This is a genomic window from Pseudomonas nicosulfuronedens (assembly GCF_005877905.1).
GTDB classification, from domain to species: Bacteria; Pseudomonadota; Gammaproteobacteria; order Pseudomonadales; family Pseudomonadaceae; genus Pseudomonas; species Pseudomonas nicosulfuronedens.
Genome location: NZ_SWDV01000009.1, coordinates 32,747 through 52,869, shown reverse-complemented (window position 1 = coordinate 52,869; position 20,123 = coordinate 32,747). Strand labels below are relative to the sequence as shown.

Below are 20,123 nucleotides of genomic sequence, written 5' to 3'. Positions count from 1 at the left end.
CGAGTTGTCCTCCCCGGCCGATGGCGCGGGGAGGTCCGGCCTGGCTCAGTTCTTGGCCTGGCTCAGCTTGCTGTACAGGTCGGAAGGGAACGGTTTGCCGTTGGAGTCGAACTGGTTCTTGCGGAACTGGTAGACCTCGCCTTCGGAGAGGTAGCCGTCGTGGTTGGCGTCGATGGCGTCGAATTCGGCATTGGCCTTGGGCGCCACGGCCAGCAGTTCGGCGCGAGAGACACGGCCGTCGTGGTCGGTATCGGTGCGGGCGAAGGAGGCGTCGCCACACTTGCCTTCACCGCACTTGCCCTCGGCGCCGGTGGCCTTGGCCTGGGCGCCGTCGGCACCGCACTTGCCTTCGCCGCACTTGCCTTCGCCCTGGTTCGCCTTGGCCTTGGTCTTGGCCTCGTTGGCGCCGCACTTGCCCTCGCCACACTTGCCCTCCCCGGCCTTGGCGGCGGAAGCCAGCTGGTAGCCCTGTGGCAGGGCTTCGACGGCGAAGGCGGAAGTCGCCAGGTTCAGGCCACCAGCCAGGGCAACCGCGAGCAGGCCGAGCTGGGTTTTCGAGGTACGAGTCATAGTGTTTCTCCAGATGCTGTGACGCTGGGTGCGCCGGTTCATGCCGCAAGGGCGAATCCCTGGAACGAGGTGCTGGAGGGTTTTCCCTGCCGTCGCGTTGTTTCGTTCGGGTAGGGCTATTTCGCCTGGGCGATGTATCGCGGGCGTATCGGCAGCTGGAGGCTTTTGTATGCGTGTGTCCGCTCAGGGAGCGGCAGATACAAAGCAATACATTTGGCGGGAATCTGGAGCGGGGAGATTCGCGAGCAAGCTCGCTCCTACGAAGAGCAACAGACGGCAGACCTGTAGGAGCGGGCCATGCCCGCGAAGCAGAGGTGGGCTATGCGGGGAAATCGGAGAGGGGAAAAAGAAAGGGCCGCTAAGCGGCCCCATCGCGGGCATGGCCCGCTCCTACAAGGGTTCAGCTGGCGCGCTTGGCCGCGATGGCGGTGACTTCCACCTTCATGCCCTCGACCGCCAGCTCGGCGATACCGACGGCGGCGCGCACCGGATAAGGCTTGGCGAAGAAGCGGCAGTACACCTCGTTGAACGCGGCGCGGTCGGCCATGCTGGTGAGGTAGATGGTCAGGTGCAGTACGTGGTCCAGACCGCTGCCGGCCTTTTCCAGGGCCAGCTGCAGGCTGCGCAGGGTAGCTTCGCTCTGGGCCTTGATGTCGCCCAGTTCCAGGCTGCCGTCCTCGAGGGTGGGGATCTGCGTGGACACCAGCAGGCCGCCGAAGCCGGCGACGTCGGAGGAGATGGATTCGGGGTCCGCGTCGGGGATGAAGGTAGGCGTCATGGGACAAATCTCTGCTGTCGGTGAATGGGGCACGTCGCCGCACCAGGTGCGGCGGCCGGGTGGCGCAGCTTAGCCGCATCGCCCCTCAGGGCGCCATGTCACCGTGCCCGCAGCCCCCGGAAACAGTGACATTGCCTCTCTCCGAAGAACTTCCGGATTAGTTATGTCAACTGGACAAAAGTCCCGATTATTACAGTTTGGGATATAGACCTTTTCATAATCCGTGATTTAAACGACGAACTCTTTGGGCATTATGACGTCGGCTCTTCCGCGTCTGGAGCAATTCGCGGGGGAATACAAAGCCAGTTAACTGCAACAATGCCAACGCAACTTCCTGCGACTTTCCGCCGTGGTCAAACCATGTCCGGATTCATTGTGCCTGCCTATAAAAACGTCCGGTTCTCACGCACTTCACCGAGCCGGTCCTCCAAGACTCTAGGGGCAATATCCATGAAGCACCTCAAACGCAGCGCCATCGTGCTCGCTGTTTCCGCCGCCGCCAGCCAGTTCGCCGCTGCCGAGCCCTTCGTCACCGATCAGGCCGATGCCAAGGGCTTCGTCGAGGACGCCAAGCTCGACGTCCTGCTGCGCAACCAGTACTACGACCACGACGGCAAGAACGGCGCAGGCGACAACCGCGACTGGACCCAGGGCTTCCTGGCGAACTTCTCCTCCGGCTACACCCAGGGCACCGTCGGCTTCGGCGTGGATGCCTTCGGCTACCTGGGCATCAAGCTCGACGCCGGCCGCGGCCGCGCGGGCACCGGCAACCTGCCGGTGGGCAACGACGGCAAGCCGGACGACGACTACGGCAAGGCCGGTGGCGCGTTGAAGGTGCGCATCTCCAAGACCGAGCTGAAATTCGGCGACATGCAGCCGACCGCTCCGGTGTTCGCCGCCGGCGGCACCCGCCTGATCCCGCAGACCGCCTCGGGCTTCAACCTGCTGAGCAGCGAAATCGAGGGCCTGGACCTGGAAGCCGGTCACTTCACCTCCGGCACCAGCCCGGTCACCACCGCCCGTGACGGCGGCCTGTGGGCGGCCTACGCCGCGGTGGAAACCAGCGACGTCGACTTCCTCGGCGGCAAGTACGCGATCAACGACAACCTGAGCGTTTCGCTGTACGGCTCCGAGTTCAAGGACATCTGGCGCCAGTACTACGGCAACCTGAACTGGGTGCTGCCGGTCGCCAATGACCAGTCGCTCGCCTTCGACTTCAACATCTACCGCACCAACGACGAAGGCCAGGCCAAGGCCGGCGAGATCAGCAACACCACCTGGTCGCTGGCGGCCGCCTACTCCTTCCTGCAGGCACACACCGTCACCCTGGCCTACCAGAAAGTCCATGGCGACACGCCGTTCGACTACGTGGGCTTCGGCGACGATGGCGCCGGTGCCACCGGTGACTCGGTGTTCCTCGCCAACTCCGTGCAGTACTCCGACTTCAACGGCCCAGGCGAGCGCTCCTGGCAGGTCCGCTACGACCTGGCGATGGACACCTACGGCGTACCGGGCCTGAGCTTCATGGCCCGCTACATCAACGGTACCGGCATCGACGGCAGCCACGCCGATGCGGATGGTGCCTACGTCGGTCTGTACGGCGAGGACGGCAGCCACCACGAGACCGATCTGGAAGCCAAGTACGTGGTCCAGGCCGGCCCGGCGAAGGACCTGTCCTTCCGCCTGCGCCAGGCCTTCCACCGTGCCAACGCCGACCAGGGTGAAGCCGACAACAATGAGCTGCGCCTGATCGTCGAGTACCCGCTGTCGATCCTGTGATTCAGTGCAACTACCTGCCTGAATAACGCTGCGGGGCAACTTTCGGATTTATCTGAAAGTTTGCCCCGTGTCCGGGTGAGATTATTACGCCCATGCAGAAAGTCTCTTCCCGGAATGGCTGTTTATTCCACGGAAGCAACTTCCTAGAATTACCCCATCTTCCCGCTTCCGCACTTTCCCTGCGGAAGGCAACTCCTGACGTTGATATTGTGATTGCTCCTTCGACGTCCTTCGAGCCGCTCCCCTGGAGCGGCTTTTTTTATGCCCGGCATTTATCGTTCAATTAATGACCTGAACAAAAACTGATCGAACTGCCCGGCGCAGCGGTCCAACTCTGGGACGACGCGGTAATCCCGTCCGCAACCCCAGGAGGCACCTCACCATGAGCGCAATGACCCTCGAAGGCTGGTGCAAGACCACCGCCGAGCAGAAACCCACGCCGCTGGAAGATATCCGCTTCTATCTGACCGACAACGACCGCCTGCATCTGGAACAGGCCGAGGTCTATCTGCAGGAAAACGGACAGCGGGAAATGATGGTCGATGCCGACCTCGACACTCTCGAACTGCGGATGCCCGAAGGCTACGGGCCGCTGGCCGACTGTATGTTCCGGGTGTACCTGGGGGGCGTCGAAAAGCGCGGACAATTCCACCTGGTCGGCCATCGCGCCAGCGACGGCAGCCTGATCTACACCAATGCCGTGCTGATCGACCAGTTGATCAACTGACCCTCGCGCTCCCGCCGTGTATCCGGCGGGGGCGGCACGCTCGTCGCCCATGTCGCAGGCAGAGATTGTGGCCGCTCACCCGACCGTGATTTCATAAAGCCACCTGCGTCCGGCTGCCGCATGACCGGCTCGGATCGCAATCCAGAACGACGCCCATCCTCCGTTGAAGAAGCTGCTATCGGATGCGAACTTCCAGTAATCCTGGGGTAAAGGAGTACGGGCGATACGACGGCCTGCTGCGTCTCGCCCGCCATGCGGGTGGCGATTGCGCCGTCCTGCTCATCGACATGCGCGGCCATTTGCTCGGCCAGCTCGGCATCGACGGTGCCGGCGCCCTCTCCCTGGCCACCCTGCTCTCCCTCAATGCCGCCACCAGCCCCCTGAGCCACCAGGGCCAGCTACTGAATCTGCTGGCCAGCCAGACACTGCGCGACCAGGAAGGCTTCCCCCAGGCACGCCTGCTGCTGCTCGGCAACAGCAGCCAGGTACTCAGCCAGGAACAGCAAGACCTGCTCGCCGATGTGCTGGAACTGGGCGAGGCTCTGCTCGACCGTGCCTGCGCTCCGCAGAAGGAAAGCGAGCGGCGCATGGCCCTGGCGGTGGACGGCAGCGGCACCGGCATCTGGGACCGCCACGTCCCCACCGGCGAGATCCACTACTCCAGCGCATGGAAATCCCTGCTGGGCTATACCGAGGAAGAAATCGGCAGTCGCATCGAGGACGCCTACACCCGGGTGCACCCCGAAGACCTCGATTACGTGCAGAACACCATGCGCGAACACTTCGAGGGTCGCACCGAAGCCTATGAGGTAGAACACCGCCTGCAACACAAGGACGGCCACTACCTGTGGGTCTGCAGCCGTGGCAAGGTGGTCGAGCGCGACGCCGCCGGCAACGCCCTGCGCATGCTCGGCACCACCACCGACATCACCGCCCTGCGTGGCATGGCCGAGCAACTGCGTGAAAGCGTGGAGCTGCTTACCGACCTGACCAATGAAATCCCCGGCATGGTCTTCCAGTTCCGCCGCCTGCCCGACGGTACCGGAACCTTCCCTTATGTCAGCGCGGGGGTGATGGACATCTACGGCATTCCGGCCGAGCAGATGCAGCACAACTCCGTGTTCCTGCGCGACCTGATCCACCCCGAGGACCTGCCGGCCTGCCTCGCCTCGCTGGAGGCCTCCGCCGCCCACCTGCAACCCTGGAGGCACGAATATCGCGTGCAGATCGCCGGGCGCGGGACGCTCTGGCGCCAGGGCAATGCCCACCCCAAGCGCGGGGAGGACGGCTCGCTGATCTGGCACGGCTTCATCACCGACATCACCGAACGCAAGCGCATCGAAGCCGAGTTGCAGGTACTGGCCACCACCGACTTCCTCACGCAACTGCCCAACCGTGGCCACTTCATGCGCCTGATCGAGGCAGAGCTTGGCCGCGTACAGCGCTCGACGACGCACCACGCAGCGATCCTGATGTGCGATATCGACCACTTCAAGGCGATCAACGACCGCTGGGGCCACGCCGTCGGCGACGAGGCCCTGCGCCATTTCGCCAGCATCCTCGGGCGAGACATCCGCCGTGTCGACTTCGCCGGACGCATGGGCGGCGAGGAGTTCGCCGTGGTGCTGGGGGATGCTGACGTCGCCGCCGCCCAGGTCTTCGCCCAGCGCCTGCAGCAGCAACTGCTGGAGCAACCGCTGATGCAGGGCGGACAGCGCATCCCGCTGAGCATCAGCATCGGTATCGCTTCGCTGGAAGCCAGTGACGCTTCCGCCGAGGCCGGGCTTTCCCGCAGCGACAGCGCGCTTTACCGCGCCAAGCAGAACGGTCGCAACCGCATCGAGCGTCACTGAAGGCAAACCCGCGAGGCAGAGCGTGCCGTCTTCGCGGGCATTGCCGATCCTGAACGGCCGCCGTGAAAAAGCGTGCAGAATTTTTCACCATTATGACCTGGCGTTTTAAATAATGGACTTTTCAGCACACCTGGATATTTCAATAAATCCTTTAAAAACAATCACATGCAATAATTGTAAGACAGGATTTCGGCCATTATTTTTGACGCCACGCATCGAATTCGTTTGACATATTTAACGGCTCTGGCAGGCTGGTAGGCAGGTTTCGACCGGGAAACTTCGCCTTCTGTGCGCTCCCGGCAGTGCTCGGGGCCTCAGGTAGCGCGCCTTTCCGCTGCGCGCCTGCACAAAAACGATGGGCTGCAGCCCGTCCAAAGGTGACATATGTCCAACAGCAACATTGGCAACAAGAAACAGACTCTCCGTAAACCCGTCGTCCTGATGTCCATGGGCAGCCAAGAGCGCAAAGGCCACGACTATCAGGTAATGACCCACAAATACATCGTGCCCCTGGTCGAACAGTCCGATTGCGTGCCGGTACTGGTACCGACCTGCTGCGGCATCGAAGACCTCGAGCAATACCTGGACATGGCCGACGGCGTCTACCTGACCGGCGCCGGCAGCAACATCGATCCGACCCTGTATGGCCAGGAGAACGAAACTCCCGGCAAGGGCCAGGACAAGGACCGCGATAACTTCGACATCCCGCTGATCAAGGCCGCCATCGCGCGTGGCCTGCCGATCTTCGGCATCTGCCGCGGCATGCAGGAAATCAACGTGGCCCTGGGCGGCGATATCTACCAGAAGGTCTACGCCGAGCCCGGCTTCAACGACCATCGCGAGAATCCCGAAGACCCGGTCGACGTGCAGTACAGCCCGGCTCACGGCGTTCGCCCGATCCAGGGCAGCTGGCTGCAGCAGCTGCTGGGTGACGAGATCCGCGTCAACTCGCTGCACGGCCAGGGCCTGAAGAATCTGGGCAAGGGCATCGAAGCCATCGCCCACGCCGAAGACGGCCTGGTCGAGGCGATCCACGCTCCGACTCTCTCGCCCTTCCTCTTCGCGGTGCAATGGCACCCGGAATGGCAGGCAGCGAAGAACCCCGACTCGGTGAAGATCTTCCAGGCGTTCGGCGATGCTTGCCGGGCCCAGGTGAAGAAGAAGCAGGCTCGCGCACTCGCTGCCTGATTCGCTTCCCGCGTCATGAAGAAGCCCGGCCCTTGCGCCGGGCTTTTTTATTGAGCGACGCCAGCTGCGGTATGCCTGCTCATCGATGGGTATCGCTTCGCTCCACACCATCCTACGTCCGGCTCTCCGGCCGCGATGGCGGGTAGTCGCAGGTTGGGCGGAGCCGACACGTCATCAGCCGCGCGAATGGCGCACCCTGCACGCCCTTGAGGGCTCCTCGGGCTAACCTTGGCGATCAGCGATTTCGCTCCGTCGACACAGGTGCAGCCATGAGCAACGACCTCTTCTCCCTCGCCGGCAAGACCGTACTGGTCACCGGCGCCTCCAGCGGCATCGGCGCGCATCTCGCGCGCGTAGCCGCCCGTGCTGGCGCCCGTGTGGTCCTGGCGGCACGTCGCACCGAGCGCCTGGCGCAGCTGGCTGAAGCCATCCGCGCCGAGGGCGGCGAAGCCCATGCCGTAGCGCTGGATGTGACCGACCGCGCCAGCGTCGAGGCCGCCTTCGATAGCGCCGAAGCGCAGTTCGGCGTGGTCGATGTCGTACTCAACAACGCCGGGATCGGCAATGGCCAACGCGCGCTGGAGATCAGCGAGGAAGACTGGCGCAACATGCTTTCCACCAACCTTGACGGCGTCTGGCGCGTCGCCCAGTGTGCGGCGCAACGCCTGGCCAAGGCCGGGCGTGGCGGCAGCATCGTCAACATCGCCTCCATCCTCGGGCTGCGCGTGGGCGGCGGCTACAGCCATTACTGCGCCGCCAAGGCCGGCGTGGTGCAACTGAGCAAGTCCCTGGCGCTGGAGCTGGCGCGCTTCAACGTGCGAGTCAACGCCATCGCCCCGGGCTACTTCAAGACTGAAATGAACGACGCCTACTTCGACAGCGACAAGGGCCAGGCCTATATCCGCGACACGGTACCAATGCGCCGCCTCGGCCAGCTGAATGAACTGGAAGGCCCCTTCCTGCTGCTGGCCAGCGACGCCGGCGCTTTCATGACCGGCGCGGTGCTCGCCGTCGACGGCGGGCATCTGGTGAGCAGCCTCTAGAACGAGCCGGCCAGGCCTCCGCCCAGCGCGCCCAGCAACACCAGCGCCCAGGGCGGCAGGCGGCCACTGAGCAAGACCAGGAAAGCCAGCGCGACCAGGGAGACGTCGAGCAGGCCAACGATGGCTTCACTGCCGATGGGATGGATCAGCGCCGCCAGCAACAGACCGACCACGGCAGCGTTCACCCCGGCCAGCGCCGCGCGCAGATGACGCTGGCGACGCAGGCTTTCCCAGAATGGCAGGGCGCCGAGCACCAGCAGGAAGGACGGCAGGAAGATCGCCACCAGGCAGATCAGTGCACCGGCTGCGCCGCCCGGCTCGATGATGGCTGCTCCGAGGAAAGCGGCAAAGGTGAACAGCGGCCCCGGCAACGCCTGCGCTGCGCCGTAGCCGGCGAGGAAGGTCTGCGCATCGACCCAGCCGGGCTCGACCACCGCGCTCTGCAACAGCGGCAGCACCACATGCCCGCCACCGAAGACCAGGCTGCCGACCCGGTAGAAGGCTTCGAATTGTCCCAGCGACGGCCAATGCCACGCTGCCGCCGCCAACGGTAGAAGCACCAGCAGCGCGAAGAACAGCAGCAGGTAGAGGCCGCCGCGGCGACGGGATGCGGAATGGCCAGATCCTACGGAATCGCCCACGGTGGACGGCCGCAACCAGACCGTGCCGACCAGTGCAGCCGCGAGGATCACCAGCAACTGCACGACGACGCCAGGCCAGCGTAGCGCCACGGCGGTCACCAGGATCATCAGCCCCTGACGCTGCCAGTCCGGGCACAAGGACTTGGCCATGCCCCAGACGGCGTGGGCCACCACAGCAACGGACACCAGCATCAACCCGTGCAGTGCACCTGCCGGCAACCACTGGCCGTGCCGCGACAGCCCCAGGGCGAGCAGCAGCATCAACATGGCCGACGGCAGGGTGAAGCCGATCCATGCCGCCAACGCGCCCCATTGCCCTGCGCGCAAGGCGCCGAGTGCCATGCCCAGTTGGCTGCTGGCAGGGCCGGGGAGGAACTGGCAGAGGGCGATGAGATCGGCGTAGTGCGGCTCGTCCAGCCAGCGCCGTCGGCTCACGAATTCCTCGCGGAAATAGCCCAGGTGCGCCACCGGCCCGCCAAAGGACGTCAGGCCCAGGCGCAGGAAGATCAGGAAGACGGTCCAGAGGGAATCGCGCGGCGTCGGTTCGGTCATGGGCACGGGTCGGCGGGAGTCGGTCGCACAGTCTGGCAGTTGGATATTGCAATGCAACTCAGCGGTCGAGCTCGCGAATCCGCTGCTCGAGGAAGCGCCGCTCCGGCTCCAGTTTCGCCAGCGCCAGCGCACGCACGTAGGCGTCACGAGCTGGCTCGCGGCGCCCTAGACGCCGGCAGAAATCGGCGCGCGCGGCATGGGCCAGGTGATAATCCTGCAGGTCGCCACGGGCCAGGATGGCATCGATCTGCGCCAGCCCCGCTGCCGGGCCGTCGCGCATGGCCAGGGCCACGGCGCGATTGAGCTCGATCACCGGCGAGGGCTGCATCGCCAGCAGGAGATCATAGAGACCGACGATCTCTGCCCAGTCAGTGCTGGCCATGTCAGCAGCAGCGGCGTGCACGGCGGAGATCGCCGCCTGCAGGGTGTAGGGGCCGACGCGACGGGTGGCCAGGGCGGCAGTGATCAATTGCTGGCCTTCTTCGATCAGCGCGCGGTTCCAACGTGAGCGGTCCTGGCTTTCCAGCAGCACCAGCTCGCCGTCTTCTGCGGTGCGCGCCTCGCGCCGCGACTCGTGCAGCAGCATCAGCGCCAGCAGCCCCATCACTTCGGCCTCCGGCAGCAACTCCAGCAACTGCCTACCCAGGCGAATGGCTTCGGCCGACAGATCGGTGCGGGTCAGCGAATCGCCGGCCGAGGCCGAATATCCCTCGTTGAACACCAGGTAGATGACCCGCAGCACGCTGGCCAGGCGCTCCGGCAGCTCGGCGGCCTCCGGCACCTGGTAGGGAATCTGCGCATCGCGGATCTTTGCCTTGGCGCGAACGATGCGCTGGGCAATGGTCGAGGGCGCAGCGAGGTAAGCGCGGGCGATTTCCTCGGTCTTCAGGTCGCAGACTTCGCGCAGGGTCAGCGGCACCTGCGAGTCCGCCGGCAGCGCCGGGTGGCAGCAGGTGAAGATCAGCCGCAGGCGGTCGTCCTCGACACTTTCATCGGCCTGCTCCTCCACCGATTGCGCGTCGATCTCCAGCTGCTCGGCGATCTGCGCCAGGGAGGCGTCGAAGCGCGAGCGCCGGCGCAGGCCGTCGATGGCCTTGAAGCGCCCGGCGGAGACGAGCCAGGCGCGCGGGCTGGCCGGTACGCCATCGCGCCGCCACTGGTCCACGGCGGCAACGAAGGCTTCGTGCAGTGCCTCCTCGGCGAGGTCGAAATCACCCAGCAGGCGGATCAGCGTAGCCAGCACACGGCGCGATTCGCGACGGTAGATGTCGTCCACCACGTCGCGCAGGGGCTGGGCGGAGTACTCGTGCATGCGGGCCGATGATCCTTGGCGTGGGAGGTCTGCCTATCCTGCACGGGTTTTCGTCGCGGTGGGAAATCATCGGACGGGTGTTCAGCCCGAGAGGGTTGCGGGGTGTTTCAGATGGCGCCCCCCTGTAGGAGCGAGCTTGCTCGCGAACCCGCTTCACGCCGGTGCTGCCGGGAAATGCGTTGGCGAGCAAGCTCGCTCCTCCAAGTCGAGGTCGAGGTCAGGGCTTGGCATCGAACAACAACTGCCCCGTGGCTGGATCGAAGGGAATCGAGAAGTGCTCATGGGCGATCTTCCACTGTCCCGCTTCACGTCGCAGTCCAACCGAGACGCGCGCCCAGGAGGCGTTGTGCTGGCCCTTGTCATCGGTGCCGCCACAGTAGGCGAGATAGTGCCCGAAGGCCGTCTCCCCACTTCCACCCTCGAAGCTCAGTTCCTGTATCTCGAAAGTAGGTTCCCTGCACATCTGCGTGCAGTCGCGCCAATGGCTGGCGTAGGCCTCGACGCCCTTGAACTGCAGTTGTTTCACCGCATCGAAGGCGAGGATATCGCGGGTGTAGTGGCGAGTGATGCCTTCCACGTCGGAGGCGCGGACGGCCTTCAGCCAGCTCTCCAGCAGCGCGTGAAGTTCGGCGTGGGCGGCGTTCTTTTCAGCGGCAGTCATGGGGTTCTCCTCGTTCTGATGGCGGATCAGGAACCGCAGCAGCTGTGCGGCGGCGGGACTTGGTCGTAGTCGTCGTGGAAGCGCGTCCAGTTCAGGCCCTTGCCCTGGTAGTCGGGCATACCCCCCCAGCCCTCGCCGCGCCCCAGCGGGGTGAGGTCGAGCAGGTGATAGGTGAATAGCGGCGCCTCCAGCCCCCGGCCGTAGGTCGAGTAGCTGTGGAAGATCTGCTCGCCGTCGCGCAGGAATACGCTCATACCCGGCTGCTCTCCGCGTACGTGGTAGTCCTGGCCGAGGCGCTCCAGCTCTGCCTTGTCACGATAGTTGTATTCCACCGGGGCGATGGCCTCGTCGACGCTGACGTGGAAGTCGTAGTTGAAGTCGCTGCCCAGCGATGAGTACCAGGGGAATTGCCAGCCCATGCGGGCGCGGAACGGCGCGATCTCCTCCAGCGACGCGCGGGAGACCATGGCGAAGGTGGTGCCACGCGCATGCAGGTGCTCCAGCCGGCCGATATTGTCGATGAGGAAGGAGCAGCCTTCACAGCCCAGCCCCGTGTCGCGGTGGAACATGAAGTGGTAGACAATCAGCTGCGGACGGTCCTCGAACAGATCGAGCAGTCGTAGCGGACCGTGCGGGCCTTCGAAGCGGTAGTCCTTGTCGAGGCGCACCACCGGCAGTTCGCGGCGTTGGGCGCTGAGCGCGTCGCGGGCGTGGGTCGCGGCCTTTTCCTGTTCCAGCAGGCGAATGCGCGCCTGCCGCCAGGCAGCCGGGGAGACCACGCGAGGAAAGTCCTGGTTGGCCAGTTTCATAGCGCACGCTCCTGGGGAAGCTCCCGTTGCTCGTGGGGCCGGACGCGGCGCTTGCCGCGCAGGCGGGTGACGGCGAATGCGCTGACGCCGCCGGCGGAAAGAACGCTGGTCACGGCCAGCGTCAGGGTCGATACGCACAGAGGGCACATGGCTCACCTCCTTCGGGTTGCGGCTTGCATCAGCCCTTCTCGGCCAGCACCTTGAGGTTGGCCAGGCCCGCCTCGAAGTCCTTGCCGACCATGCGGTCCACGTCGATGAACAGGTGCATGATCTTCGCCACGAAGGGCACCGGGCCGAACATCGCCCAGGTCACCTCGGTGCCACCCTCGCGCGGCACCAGAGTGAATTCGGCGGTGTTGCTGGCCTTGAACGGCTTGAGGAAATCCAGGGCAATGGTGGTGCGGCTGCCGGGATCGTTCTCGACGATTTCCATCCGCCCGGCGCCCGCCTTGCCATTGCCTGACCAGGCGTACACTGCGCCACGACCCTTCTCGGCGCCGGAAAAGCTGCGCTGCATCTGCGGGTCGAGCTTCTCGTAGGGCGACCATCGCCCCCACTGGTGGAAGTCCTCGATATAGCCCTGGACCTTTTCCGGCGGCGCCTGGATGCGCGCAGTGCGCTCCACGCGGAAGGTGCCCGGGCGATTCGCCGCCAGCACCAGGACCACCACTACGGCCAGTACCACCACCAACCCGATCCACTTCAGCATCACATCCTCCTGACGTAGTTATCACTTGAAGAGCCGGGCCTCAGCGCCCGGCGAAGTAACGGTCCCAGTCGCGCACCGGGCGGACCTCCACCGCGCCCAGGCGGCCGCTGGGAATCCGCTGGGCGATCTGCAGCGCCTCATTGAGGTCTCGGGCGTCGATCAGCACGAAGCCGCCCAGGTATTCACGGGTCTCGGCAAACGGCCCATCGGTGATCGACAGTCCGGCCGCGCCATGGCGCAGCGTTGTCGCGGTCTCCACCGTTTCCAGCGCCTCCGAGGCAAGCACCCGGCCGGCGCGCCGCTGGTATTCGTCGTTGGCGAAGCACTCGTCCATCAGGCGTCGATACTGGGGCTCGGACAGGCTCGACAGGCGCTCGTCATCCACATAGATCAGACAGAGGTACTTCATGGCCGTCTCCGGGGCGCTGTGCGTTTGCAGTTACCTCATAGTCGAAGCGCACGGGCGGGAATCGACAGGCTGGGGAAAGTTTTTTGCGCGCAGTCCGATAACACCACCCCATGACGGTGAAGAGCGGCTCTGGCACGGCCCTGGAGCCGCCCGTCAGGTGAGGGCTTGAGTTTTCAGATTCGTCTCAGAGAGTTCCGCACGCTGCGAAGGGAAGATAACCGTGGGAAAAAAACCCTGACCATGGAGCTCAAGAGAATGAAACTTCACGCAACCGCCCTGGCTGTCGCAGCCGCCCTCGCTGTGCCGGGCTTTGCCTTCGCCGCCAACACCATCAACTTCAGCGGTGAAGTGACCGACCAGACCTGCTCGGCCGTAGTCGATGGCAACACTGACCCGACCGTCATCCTCGACAGCGTGCCGGTCAGCGCCCTGAACGGCTCCGTCGGCCAGACCACCGGCGAGACCAGCTTCACCCTGCAGCTGACCGGTTGTGCCGCACCCAGTGGTGCGGACGAGCACTTCACCACCCTGTTCCAGGCCACCAACGCCACCGCCTCCGGCAACCTGACCAACACCGCTTCGGGCGGCGCCACCGGCGTAGCCCTGCAACTGCTCGATGGTCCGGCCGGCACCCCGGTGAACCTGGCTGGCGGCGCGGCCGTAGAAGCCGGTGACATCGTCCTGGCCGACGGCCAGACCGATGCCAGCTACGACTACGCGGTGCAGTACATCTCCGAGGCGACCTCCGTGACTCCCGGCCCGGTGCTCGGCTCGGTGACCTACACCCTGCGTTACGAGTGATACCCCGCGGCACCGCCCCCCGGTGCCGCCTTCTCGCATTGCACAGCATCGTTCAGGCGTGATCACGCCCCGAACGATGCGACAAGACAGGTGAACCGGATGAACGCCCTCCCACTGCGCCCGCTCCGCGCGGCGACGCTCGCGCTCGCCCTGCTGGCATCCTTCACCGCCACGCTCGCCCAGGCCAGCGTGGTGATCACCGGCACCCGCGTCATCTACCCCGGCGATGCCCGGGAGAAGACCGTGCAACTGACCAACAAGGACGGTTTCCCCAACGTCATCCAGGCCTGGATCGACGTCAACGATCCTGCCTCCACGCCGGACACCGCCAAGGCCCCCTTCGTGGTCAACCCTTCCGTGTCGCGCATGGCGCCCGGCAGCGGCCAGACCCTGCGCATCCTCTACACCGGCTCCGGGCTGCCCCAGGACCGCGAATCGCTGTTCCACCTCAATGTGCTGCAGATTCCGCCACGCAACGCCGCCAAGGCCGAGCAGAACCAGATGCTGCTGATGCTGCGCAACCGCCTGAAGCTGTTCTATCGCCCAGCGGCCATCGCCGGCAACCCGGAGCAACTGCCCGAGAAGCTGCGCTTCTCCCTGGTGCAGAGCAGTGACGGCTGGAGCGTGAAGGTCGAGAACCCCACCGGCTACCACGCCTCCTTCGGCGGCGCGACGCTCAGCGTCGGCGAGCGCCAGTGGAAGCTGCAGCCGAGCATGGTCGCGCCCATGGGCCAGGCCCAGTGGCGAGCGGAAAAAGCCTCCGCCCTGCCTGCCGGCAACGTGCGACTGTCCGCCCTGCTGATCAACGACTACGGCGCAAGAGTGGAACTTCGCCATGACCTGCCGCGTTGACGCCAACCACGGACCGCTGCTGCCCTTCGCCCTCGGAACCCTCACCATGGTGGTCGCGGGCCTGGCCCAGGGCGATGCGGACTATCGCTTCGACGACAGCCTGCTGATGGGCTCGGGACTGGCCGGCGGCAGCCTGGAGCGATTCAACCGCGCCGATCAGGTGGACCCCGGTACCTACCACGTCGATCTCTATCTCAACGGTCAGTACGCCACCCGTGCCGAAGTGGAACTGCGTCAGCGTGGCGAGCGCGCCGAGCCCTGCTTCAGCGAGCGTTTCCTGCGCCAGAGCCTGGGTGCGCGCCCCGACCCGAAGGCCGGCAAGGACGACCAGGGGATCTGCCACTGGCTGAGCGAGCGCCTGCCCGACTCGACCTGGAACCTCGATACCGCGCGCCTGCGCCTGGACCTCTCGGTGCCCCAGGCGCTGCTCGACATCAAGCCGCGCGGCTATGTCAGCCCGGAGGAATGGGACGCCGGCAGCACCATGGGCTTCGTCAACTACGACGCCAACCTCTACCGCTCCAGTTTCGACGACTCCGGCAGCGGCGGTGACTCGGACTACGGCTACCTCGGCCTGAATGGCGGTGTGAACCTCGGCCTGTGGCGCCTGCGCCACCAGTCCAACTACACCTATTCCAGCTACGCGGGAAACACCCGCAGTGACTGGAACAGCATCCGCACCTATGCCCAACGCGCGTTGCCCGGCATACGCAGCGAGCTGACCCTGGGCGACAGCTATACCGAAGGCAACCTGTTCGGCAGCCTGGGCTATCGCGGCGTGCGCCTGGCCACCGACGACCGCATGCTGCCCGACTCGCAGCGCCAGTACGCGCCACAAGTGCGTGGCACCGCCAACACCAATGCGCGGGTAGTGATCAGCCAGAATGGTCGGAAGATCCATGAGACCACCGTGGCGCCCGGCCCCTTCGTCATCGACGACCTCTACGGCACGGCCTACGACGGCGATCTGGACGTGCAGGTGATCGAGGCCGACGGCAGCGTCTCGCGCTTCTCCGTGCCCTTTTCCGCCGTGCCCGAATCCATGCGTCCCGGCCTGTCGCGCTACAGCGCCACGGTCGGCCAGGCGCGCCAGTACGGTGACGGCAACGATCTGTTCGGCGACCTGACCTACCAGCGCGGCCTGACCAACGCCCTCACCGCCAACCTCGGCGCCCGCGTCGCCGAGGACTACCTGGCCCTGCTCGGTGGCGGCGTGCTGGCCACGCCCTACGGCGCCTTCGGCATGAACACCACCTTCTCCAGCGCCACGGTGGAGAACAACCAGCGCAAGCAGGGCTGGCGCGTCGGCCTGAACTACAGCCGGACCTTCCAGCCGACCCAGACCACCCTGACCCTCGCCGGCTACCGCTACTCTACCGAGGGCTATCGCGATCTGGGCGACGCACTTTCCGCCCGCGATGCCGACGACCACGGCGAGAGCTGGGACTCGAGCAGCTACAAGCAGCGCAACCAGTTCACCCTGCTGGTCAACCAGGGCCTGGGGCAGTACGGCAACCTCTACCTGTCCGGCTCCACCGCCGACTACTACGACGGCAAGAGCCGCGACTCCCAATTGCAGGTCGGCTACTCCAACATCTGGCGCCAGCTCAGCTACAACCTCTCCTACTCGCGCCAGCAGACCACCTGGTACCGCGACGTGAACGACGATTACGACCCGTCCCAGCCGCCGCAGTACAACCTGCAACACGGCAGCAACCGTAACAACACCCTGACCCTGAGCGTCTCCATGCCGCTGGGCTCCACCAGCCGCGCACCGAACCTCAGCGCCATGGCCTCGCGGCGTAGCGGCGACACCAGCGGCAGCACTTACCAGACCGGCCTCAACGGCACCCTGGGCGAGGACCGCACCCTGAGCTACGCCCTCTCCGCCGGGCGCGACAGCGAAGGCCAGGGCACAGATTTCAACGGCAGCATGCAGCAGCAGACCTCGGTCGCCACCTTCAACGCCGGCTACGCCGAAAGCTCCAGCTACCGCCAGATCAACGGCGGCATGCGCGGCGCAGCGGTGCTTCACAGCGGCGGCCTGACCTTCGGGCCTTACGTCGGCGACACCTTCGCCCTGGTGGAAGCCAAGGGCGCCAGCGGCGCCGGTGTGCGCGGCGGCCAGGGCGCGCGGGTGGACAGCAACGGCTATGCCGTCGTGCCTTCGCTCTCGCCCTACCGCTACAACCCGATCAGCCTCGACCCGCAAGGCATCGACGAGAACGCCGAACTGGTGGAGACCGAACGCAAGATCGCCCCCTACGCCGGCGCGGCCGTGCATGTCGAGTTCAAGACCCTCACCGGCCACCCGCTCCTGATCCAGGCCAGGCTGCCCGATGGCCAGCCGTTGCCGCTGGGGGCCGACGTGCTCGATGGCAATGGCGTGAACATCGGCATGGTCGGCCAGGGCGGCCAGGTCTATGCCCGCGCGGAAGGCGAGAAAGGCCAACTGCGCGTGAAGTGGGGCGAACGCCCGGAAGACGGCTGTCTGCTGCCGTATGATCTCAAGGGCGCCGATGTCGACCAGGTACTGATCCGCCTGCAGGCTACCTGCCTACCGGAGGCCTCATGACCCCTCTCCTGCGCAGCCTGCCGCTGCTCACCCTGCTGCTCGCGCCAAGTGCCTGGGCTACCTGCTACAAGGTCACCGGCGTGGGCAGCGCCACCACCACCCTGACTTACCAGATCCGCCCTGGTGAAGGCGTGGCCGGTGCGTGGCCCGGCGACGGCGCCTGCGATACCTGCAACGGCTCCCTCGGCCTGCCCAGCGTAATCAACGTCAGCGATGCCAGCTTTCAGCCCGACGGCACCTTGATTGCCAGCGCCGTGTCACCCATTACCCAATATGGCAACTCCGCCGGCTACGACAGCGAACGTGTGTTCTTCCGCTGTGCGCCGGGAGACGCGGTATACGAGATGTTTTCCACTAACGGCGACGACCTCTACAGCGGCTGGTACCAGGGCGGCGACAGCGTGGGCAACTCCATCGGCCTGCAGGCCGCCTATCGCACCGCCTGGCCCAACGTACTGCTGCGCCTGACCCACGTGGAAACCGGCCAGTACTTCACCGATGTCTGGCGCGAGCGCCAGTTGAGCGGGCTGGATATCGACTCGCGCGGTTACCAGCTGGTCAAGGCGAAGAACCTCAGCGCGGTGCGCGCCGAACTCTTCAGGGCGCCGCTGGAAAGCACCCAGGGTTACTCACCGAATACGAAATCGCAGCTGTATGGCCGCACCCAGCCCGCCGGCTACATCGCCATCAAGGGGCCGGGGCTGGCCTATCCCAACGTCGGCCAGACCCACTACGGCAACTACAGCGGCTGGCATTACAACTGGCCGGGCGCCATCGGACTGTATGGCGATGTCACACTCAAGCGCTACCCGACCTGCGCCGTCACCAACGTCACGCCGCACGTGGTGTTCCCATCAATTTCCATCGGTGAGATCAACGCCGGGGCGAGCCGCGAGATGCCCTTCCAGGTCGACTTCAAGTGCCAGAGCGGCGTACTCAGCAGCACCACCCCTAGCACCAGCCAGACTGGTACCAGCGGCACCGCGCTGGGCATCAAGGTCTCGGCCGGGGCGCTGGCGGCTTCCTCCGGCCTTGGGTTGGTCAATGCCAGCGGCGGACTGTCCTACCTGGTCTCCGACCGCTACGGCGAACCCGGCATGGCCCAGGGTGTGGGTATTCGCCTGCTGCGCAACGGCAGCACGATGAACCTGCTGGCCAACGAGGACTCCGCCAACGGCAGCAACGCCGAAGCGCGTGGCTGGTACCCGGTCATCGGCAACGCCTCGAACAAAACCGGTGAAGTGGGCGGTATCTCCCAGTACAGCGAAACCTTCCGCGCCCGGCTGGAAAAGCTCAGCCTCGGCAGCATGCCCACGGTGACGCCCGGCCGCGTGGAAGCCACCGCGCAGGTGGTGATCCGTGTGCAGTAAGCGGCTGCGTGCAACCCTTCTCAGCCTGATGCTGCTGACAGGTGCGCAGGCGCAGGCCGGTGTCACTGCCGAACGCACACGGGTGATCTTCGACGAAGGCAAGCGCGAGGCTTCGCTGGCGCTGGTGAACCAGAACAGCTACCCGGTCATCGTGCAGACCTGGGTCGACGACGGCGATCTCGACGCCGCGCCACAGACCGCGCAAGCACCGATCATGCCTCTACCCCCGGTATTCCGCCTGAACCCCGGCCAGCAGCGCAGCCTGCGCCTGCTCTATACCGGCGAGGCGCTTCCCGCGGACCGCGAGTCGCTGTACTGGCTCAACCTCTACGAGATTCCGCCGCAATCGGGCGAGCCGCTGGCTGAGGGACAGTCGCGCCTGACCGTCACCTTGCGCACGCAGATGAAGATCATCTATCGACCGCACAAGCTGCTGAAGGACGCCGAGGAGGCCCCGCGCAAGCTGGTCTTCCGAAGGACTGGCAATGCGGTGCAGGTGGACAATCCCACCGCCTATTTCATCACCCTGGCCGGCGCCGAGGTACGCCAGGGCAACACCGGCTCACCGCTACCAGCCGAACTGCTGCCGCCGTTCTCGCAACGCACGCTGTCGCCAACCCGGCCGTTGCCGTCAAGCGGTGACGAAGTACGTTACCTGTGGATCGACGATGGCGGGAACAGTCAGCAGGACTCTGCGCCACTGCATTGACGTCCGAAGTCAAGGAGCGTGCCTGCGAGGGCGCACCCTGCAGGCGATCTCGGACAGGGCCCGTTCCTGCCGGGAATGCACGCCGCAGGGCTTACTGGAACAGATTGGCCATCACGCAGAACGTCAGCAGCGCCTGGTCGGTATCCACGTCCAGCTTGCGCATGGCAGAGATCTTCTGCGCGCTCACCGTTTTCACACTGCGGTTCAGCAGCAGCGCGATGTCGCGCACGCTCATCCCCGACACGAAGTGTCGTAGTACCTCGTACTCCTTTACCGACAGGCTGGCGATGCGCCCCTCCACATCGTCCCCACTGGACAGCACGCTGCTCGAGGACTGCATGCCCGGCCCCCGGTAGATGCGGTCCTGGGACAACGCCTTGAGCGCCACGAGGATCTCGTTGAGGTCACCATTCTTCAGGATCACCCCCGAAACGCCCAGGTCGTACAGGCTGGAGAGGATCAGCGGGTTGGACAGCATGGTGAGGATCAGGATGCGCGTATCGGGGAAGTTGCGCAGCAGGAACTCGATCAGCTTGATGCCATCGCCATAGGTCTGGTCACCAGGCATGTTGTAGTCGGTGATGACGATGGCAGGCCGCTGTTCGCGGTACAACGCGACCAGTTCGCTGGAGTTGTGCGCCTCGCCGACCACTTCGAAGCGATCATCCCGATCGATCACCTCGCGAACCCCCATCAGCACGATGGGGTGGTCGTCCGCTACTACCACTCTGACTTTTTCCATGAGTTCTTCTTGAGTCCCAACATTTGCGTTCGTTGGCCGGCCC

20 protein-coding genes are annotated in these 20,123 nt (G+C 65.3%); 10 read left to right on the top strand and 10 right to left on the bottom strand.

The genetic code is table 11. The features are described from left to right. Positions 1 to 45 precede the first annotated feature (45 nt). Complete coding sequence (locus FAS41_RS09330) at positions 46 to 570, bottom strand: HvfA family oxazolone/thioamide-modified RiPP metallophore (protein WP_138521506.1); 525 nt, start codon at positions 568 to 570, stop codon at positions 46 to 48. 400 nt (positions 571 to 970) lie between these two features. Further along, on the bottom strand, positions 971 to 1,348 hold the full coding sequence (locus tag FAS41_RS09325) for a RidA family protein (protein WP_017519416.1): 378 nt from the start codon (positions 1,346 to 1,348) through the stop codon (positions 971 to 973). 450 nt (positions 1,349 to 1,798) lie between these two features. On the opposite strand from FAS41_RS09325, the gene FAS41_RS09320 reads away from it, so the two are divergent. The 5 genes from FAS41_RS09320 (at position 1,799) to FAS41_RS09300 (ending at position 7,938) form a co-directional block, all read left to right on the top strand. Continuing rightward, complete coding sequence (locus tag FAS41_RS09320; protein WP_138521504.1) at positions 1,799 to 3,127, top strand: OprD family porin; 1,329 nt, start codon at positions 1,799 to 1,801, stop codon at positions 3,125 to 3,127. A 382-nt stretch (positions 3,128 to 3,509) separates the two neighbouring features. Next, on the top strand, positions 3,510 to 3,854 hold the full coding sequence (locus FAS41_RS09315) for a hypothetical protein (protein ID WP_138521502.1): 345 nt from the start codon (positions 3,510 to 3,512) through the stop codon (positions 3,852 to 3,854). A gap of 182 nt (positions 3,855 to 4,036) precedes the next feature. After that, positions 4,037 to 5,707: a sensor domain-containing diguanylate cyclase gene (locus tag FAS41_RS09310; protein WP_138521500.1), complete on the top strand. Its 1,671-nt coding sequence runs from the start codon at positions 4,037 to 4,039 to the stop codon at positions 5,705 to 5,707. Positions 5,708 to 6,091: 384 nt separating this feature from the next. Continuing rightward, entirely contained in the window at positions 6,092 to 6,895 is an 804-nt protein-coding gene (locus FAS41_RS09305) for a gamma-glutamyl-gamma-aminobutyrate hydrolase family protein (RefSeq protein ID WP_138521498.1), read from the top strand. Positions 6,896 to 7,164: 269 nt separating this feature from the next. Further along, positions 7,165 to 7,938 carry an SDR family NAD(P)-dependent oxidoreductase gene (locus tag FAS41_RS09300; RefSeq protein ID WP_138521496.1) on the top strand — a complete coding sequence of 258 codons (774 nt, stop codon included), beginning with the start codon at positions 7,165 to 7,167 and terminating at the stop codon, positions 7,936 to 7,938. Here the strand turns inward: FAS41_RS09300 and chrA are convergent. The 7 genes from chrA to FAS41_RS09270 all read right to left on the bottom strand — a co-directional run bounded on the left by chrA (position 7,935) and on the right by FAS41_RS09270 (position 13,031). Further along, positions 7,935 to 9,131, bottom strand: coding sequence for a chromate efflux transporter (gene chrA, locus FAS41_RS09295; RefSeq protein WP_138521494.1), 1,197 nt, complete (start codon positions 9,129 to 9,131; stop codon positions 7,935 to 7,937). The genes FAS41_RS09300 and chrA overlap by 4 nt on opposite strands. A 58-nt stretch (positions 9,132 to 9,189) precedes the next feature. After that, positions 9,190 to 10,443 (bottom strand): RNA polymerase sigma factor, encoded by a 1,254-nt coding sequence (locus FAS41_RS09290; RefSeq protein WP_138521492.1) that lies wholly within the window; start codon positions 10,441 to 10,443, stop codon positions 9,190 to 9,192. 217 nt (positions 10,444 to 10,660) lie between these two features. Continuing rightward, positions 10,661 to 11,104 (bottom strand): YybH family protein, encoded by a 444-nt coding sequence (locus tag FAS41_RS09285; RefSeq protein ID WP_138521490.1) that lies wholly within the window; start codon positions 11,102 to 11,104, stop codon positions 10,661 to 10,663. Positions 11,105 to 11,130: 26 nt separating this feature from the next. Then, positions 11,131 to 11,913 carry a DUF899 domain-containing protein gene (locus FAS41_RS09280; RefSeq protein WP_138521488.1) on the bottom strand — a complete coding sequence of 261 codons (783 nt, stop codon included), beginning with the start codon at positions 11,911 to 11,913 and terminating at the stop codon, positions 11,131 to 11,133. Next, on the bottom strand, positions 11,910 to 12,062 hold the full coding sequence (locus FAS41_RS30810; protein WP_171049470.1) for a hypothetical protein: 153 nt from the start codon (positions 12,060 to 12,062) through the stop codon (positions 11,910 to 11,912). Before FAS41_RS30810 ends, FAS41_RS09280 begins: the two co-directional genes overlap by 4 nt. A 29-nt stretch (positions 12,063 to 12,091) precedes the next feature. Then, entirely contained in the window at positions 12,092 to 12,622 is a 531-nt protein-coding gene (locus FAS41_RS09275; RefSeq protein ID WP_138521486.1) for an SRPBCC family protein, read from the bottom strand. 40 nt (positions 12,623 to 12,662) lie between these two features. Further along, a complete protein-coding gene (locus FAS41_RS09270; RefSeq protein ID WP_138521484.1) occupies positions 12,663 to 13,031 on the bottom strand; it encodes a YciI family protein in 369 nt (122 codons plus the stop codon). A 255-nt stretch (positions 13,032 to 13,286) separates the two neighbouring features. On the opposite strand from FAS41_RS09270, the gene FAS41_RS09265 reads away from it, so the two are divergent. The 5 genes from FAS41_RS09265 to FAS41_RS09245 all read left to right on the top strand — a co-directional run bounded on the left by FAS41_RS09265 (position 13,287) and on the right by FAS41_RS09245 (position 19,338). Next, a complete protein-coding gene (locus tag FAS41_RS09265) occupies positions 13,287 to 13,832 on the top strand; it encodes a fimbrial protein (protein WP_138521482.1) in 546 nt (181 codons plus the stop codon). A gap of 99 nt (positions 13,833 to 13,931) precedes the next feature. Further along, a complete protein-coding gene (locus FAS41_RS09260; RefSeq protein ID WP_138521480.1) occupies positions 13,932 to 14,684 on the top strand; it encodes a fimbrial biogenesis chaperone in 753 nt (250 codons plus the stop codon). After that, complete coding sequence (locus tag FAS41_RS09255) at positions 14,668 to 17,259, top strand: fimbria/pilus outer membrane usher protein (protein ID WP_138521478.1); 2,592 nt, start codon at positions 14,668 to 14,670, stop codon at positions 17,257 to 17,259. Before FAS41_RS09260 ends, FAS41_RS09255 begins: the two co-directional genes overlap by 17 nt. Beyond that, a complete protein-coding gene (locus FAS41_RS09250) occupies positions 17,256 to 18,629 on the top strand; it encodes a fimbrial protein (RefSeq protein ID WP_138521476.1) in 1,374 nt (457 codons plus the stop codon). Before FAS41_RS09255 ends, FAS41_RS09250 begins: the two co-directional genes overlap by 4 nt. After that, positions 18,619 to 19,338 carry a fimbrial biogenesis chaperone gene (locus FAS41_RS09245; protein WP_138521474.1) on the top strand — a complete coding sequence of 240 codons (720 nt, stop codon included), beginning with the start codon at positions 18,619 to 18,621 and terminating at the stop codon, positions 19,336 to 19,338. The genes FAS41_RS09250 and FAS41_RS09245 overlap by 11 nt, the downstream gene beginning before the upstream one ends. Positions 19,339 to 19,429: 91 nt before the next feature. On the opposite strand, the gene FAS41_RS09240 is transcribed toward FAS41_RS09245, so the two are convergent. After that, positions 19,430 to 20,080, bottom strand: a complete 651-nt coding sequence (locus FAS41_RS09240) for a response regulator (RefSeq protein ID WP_138521472.1) — start codon at positions 20,078 to 20,080, stop codon at positions 19,430 to 19,432. Positions 20,081 to 20,123: the final 43 nt, after the last annotated feature.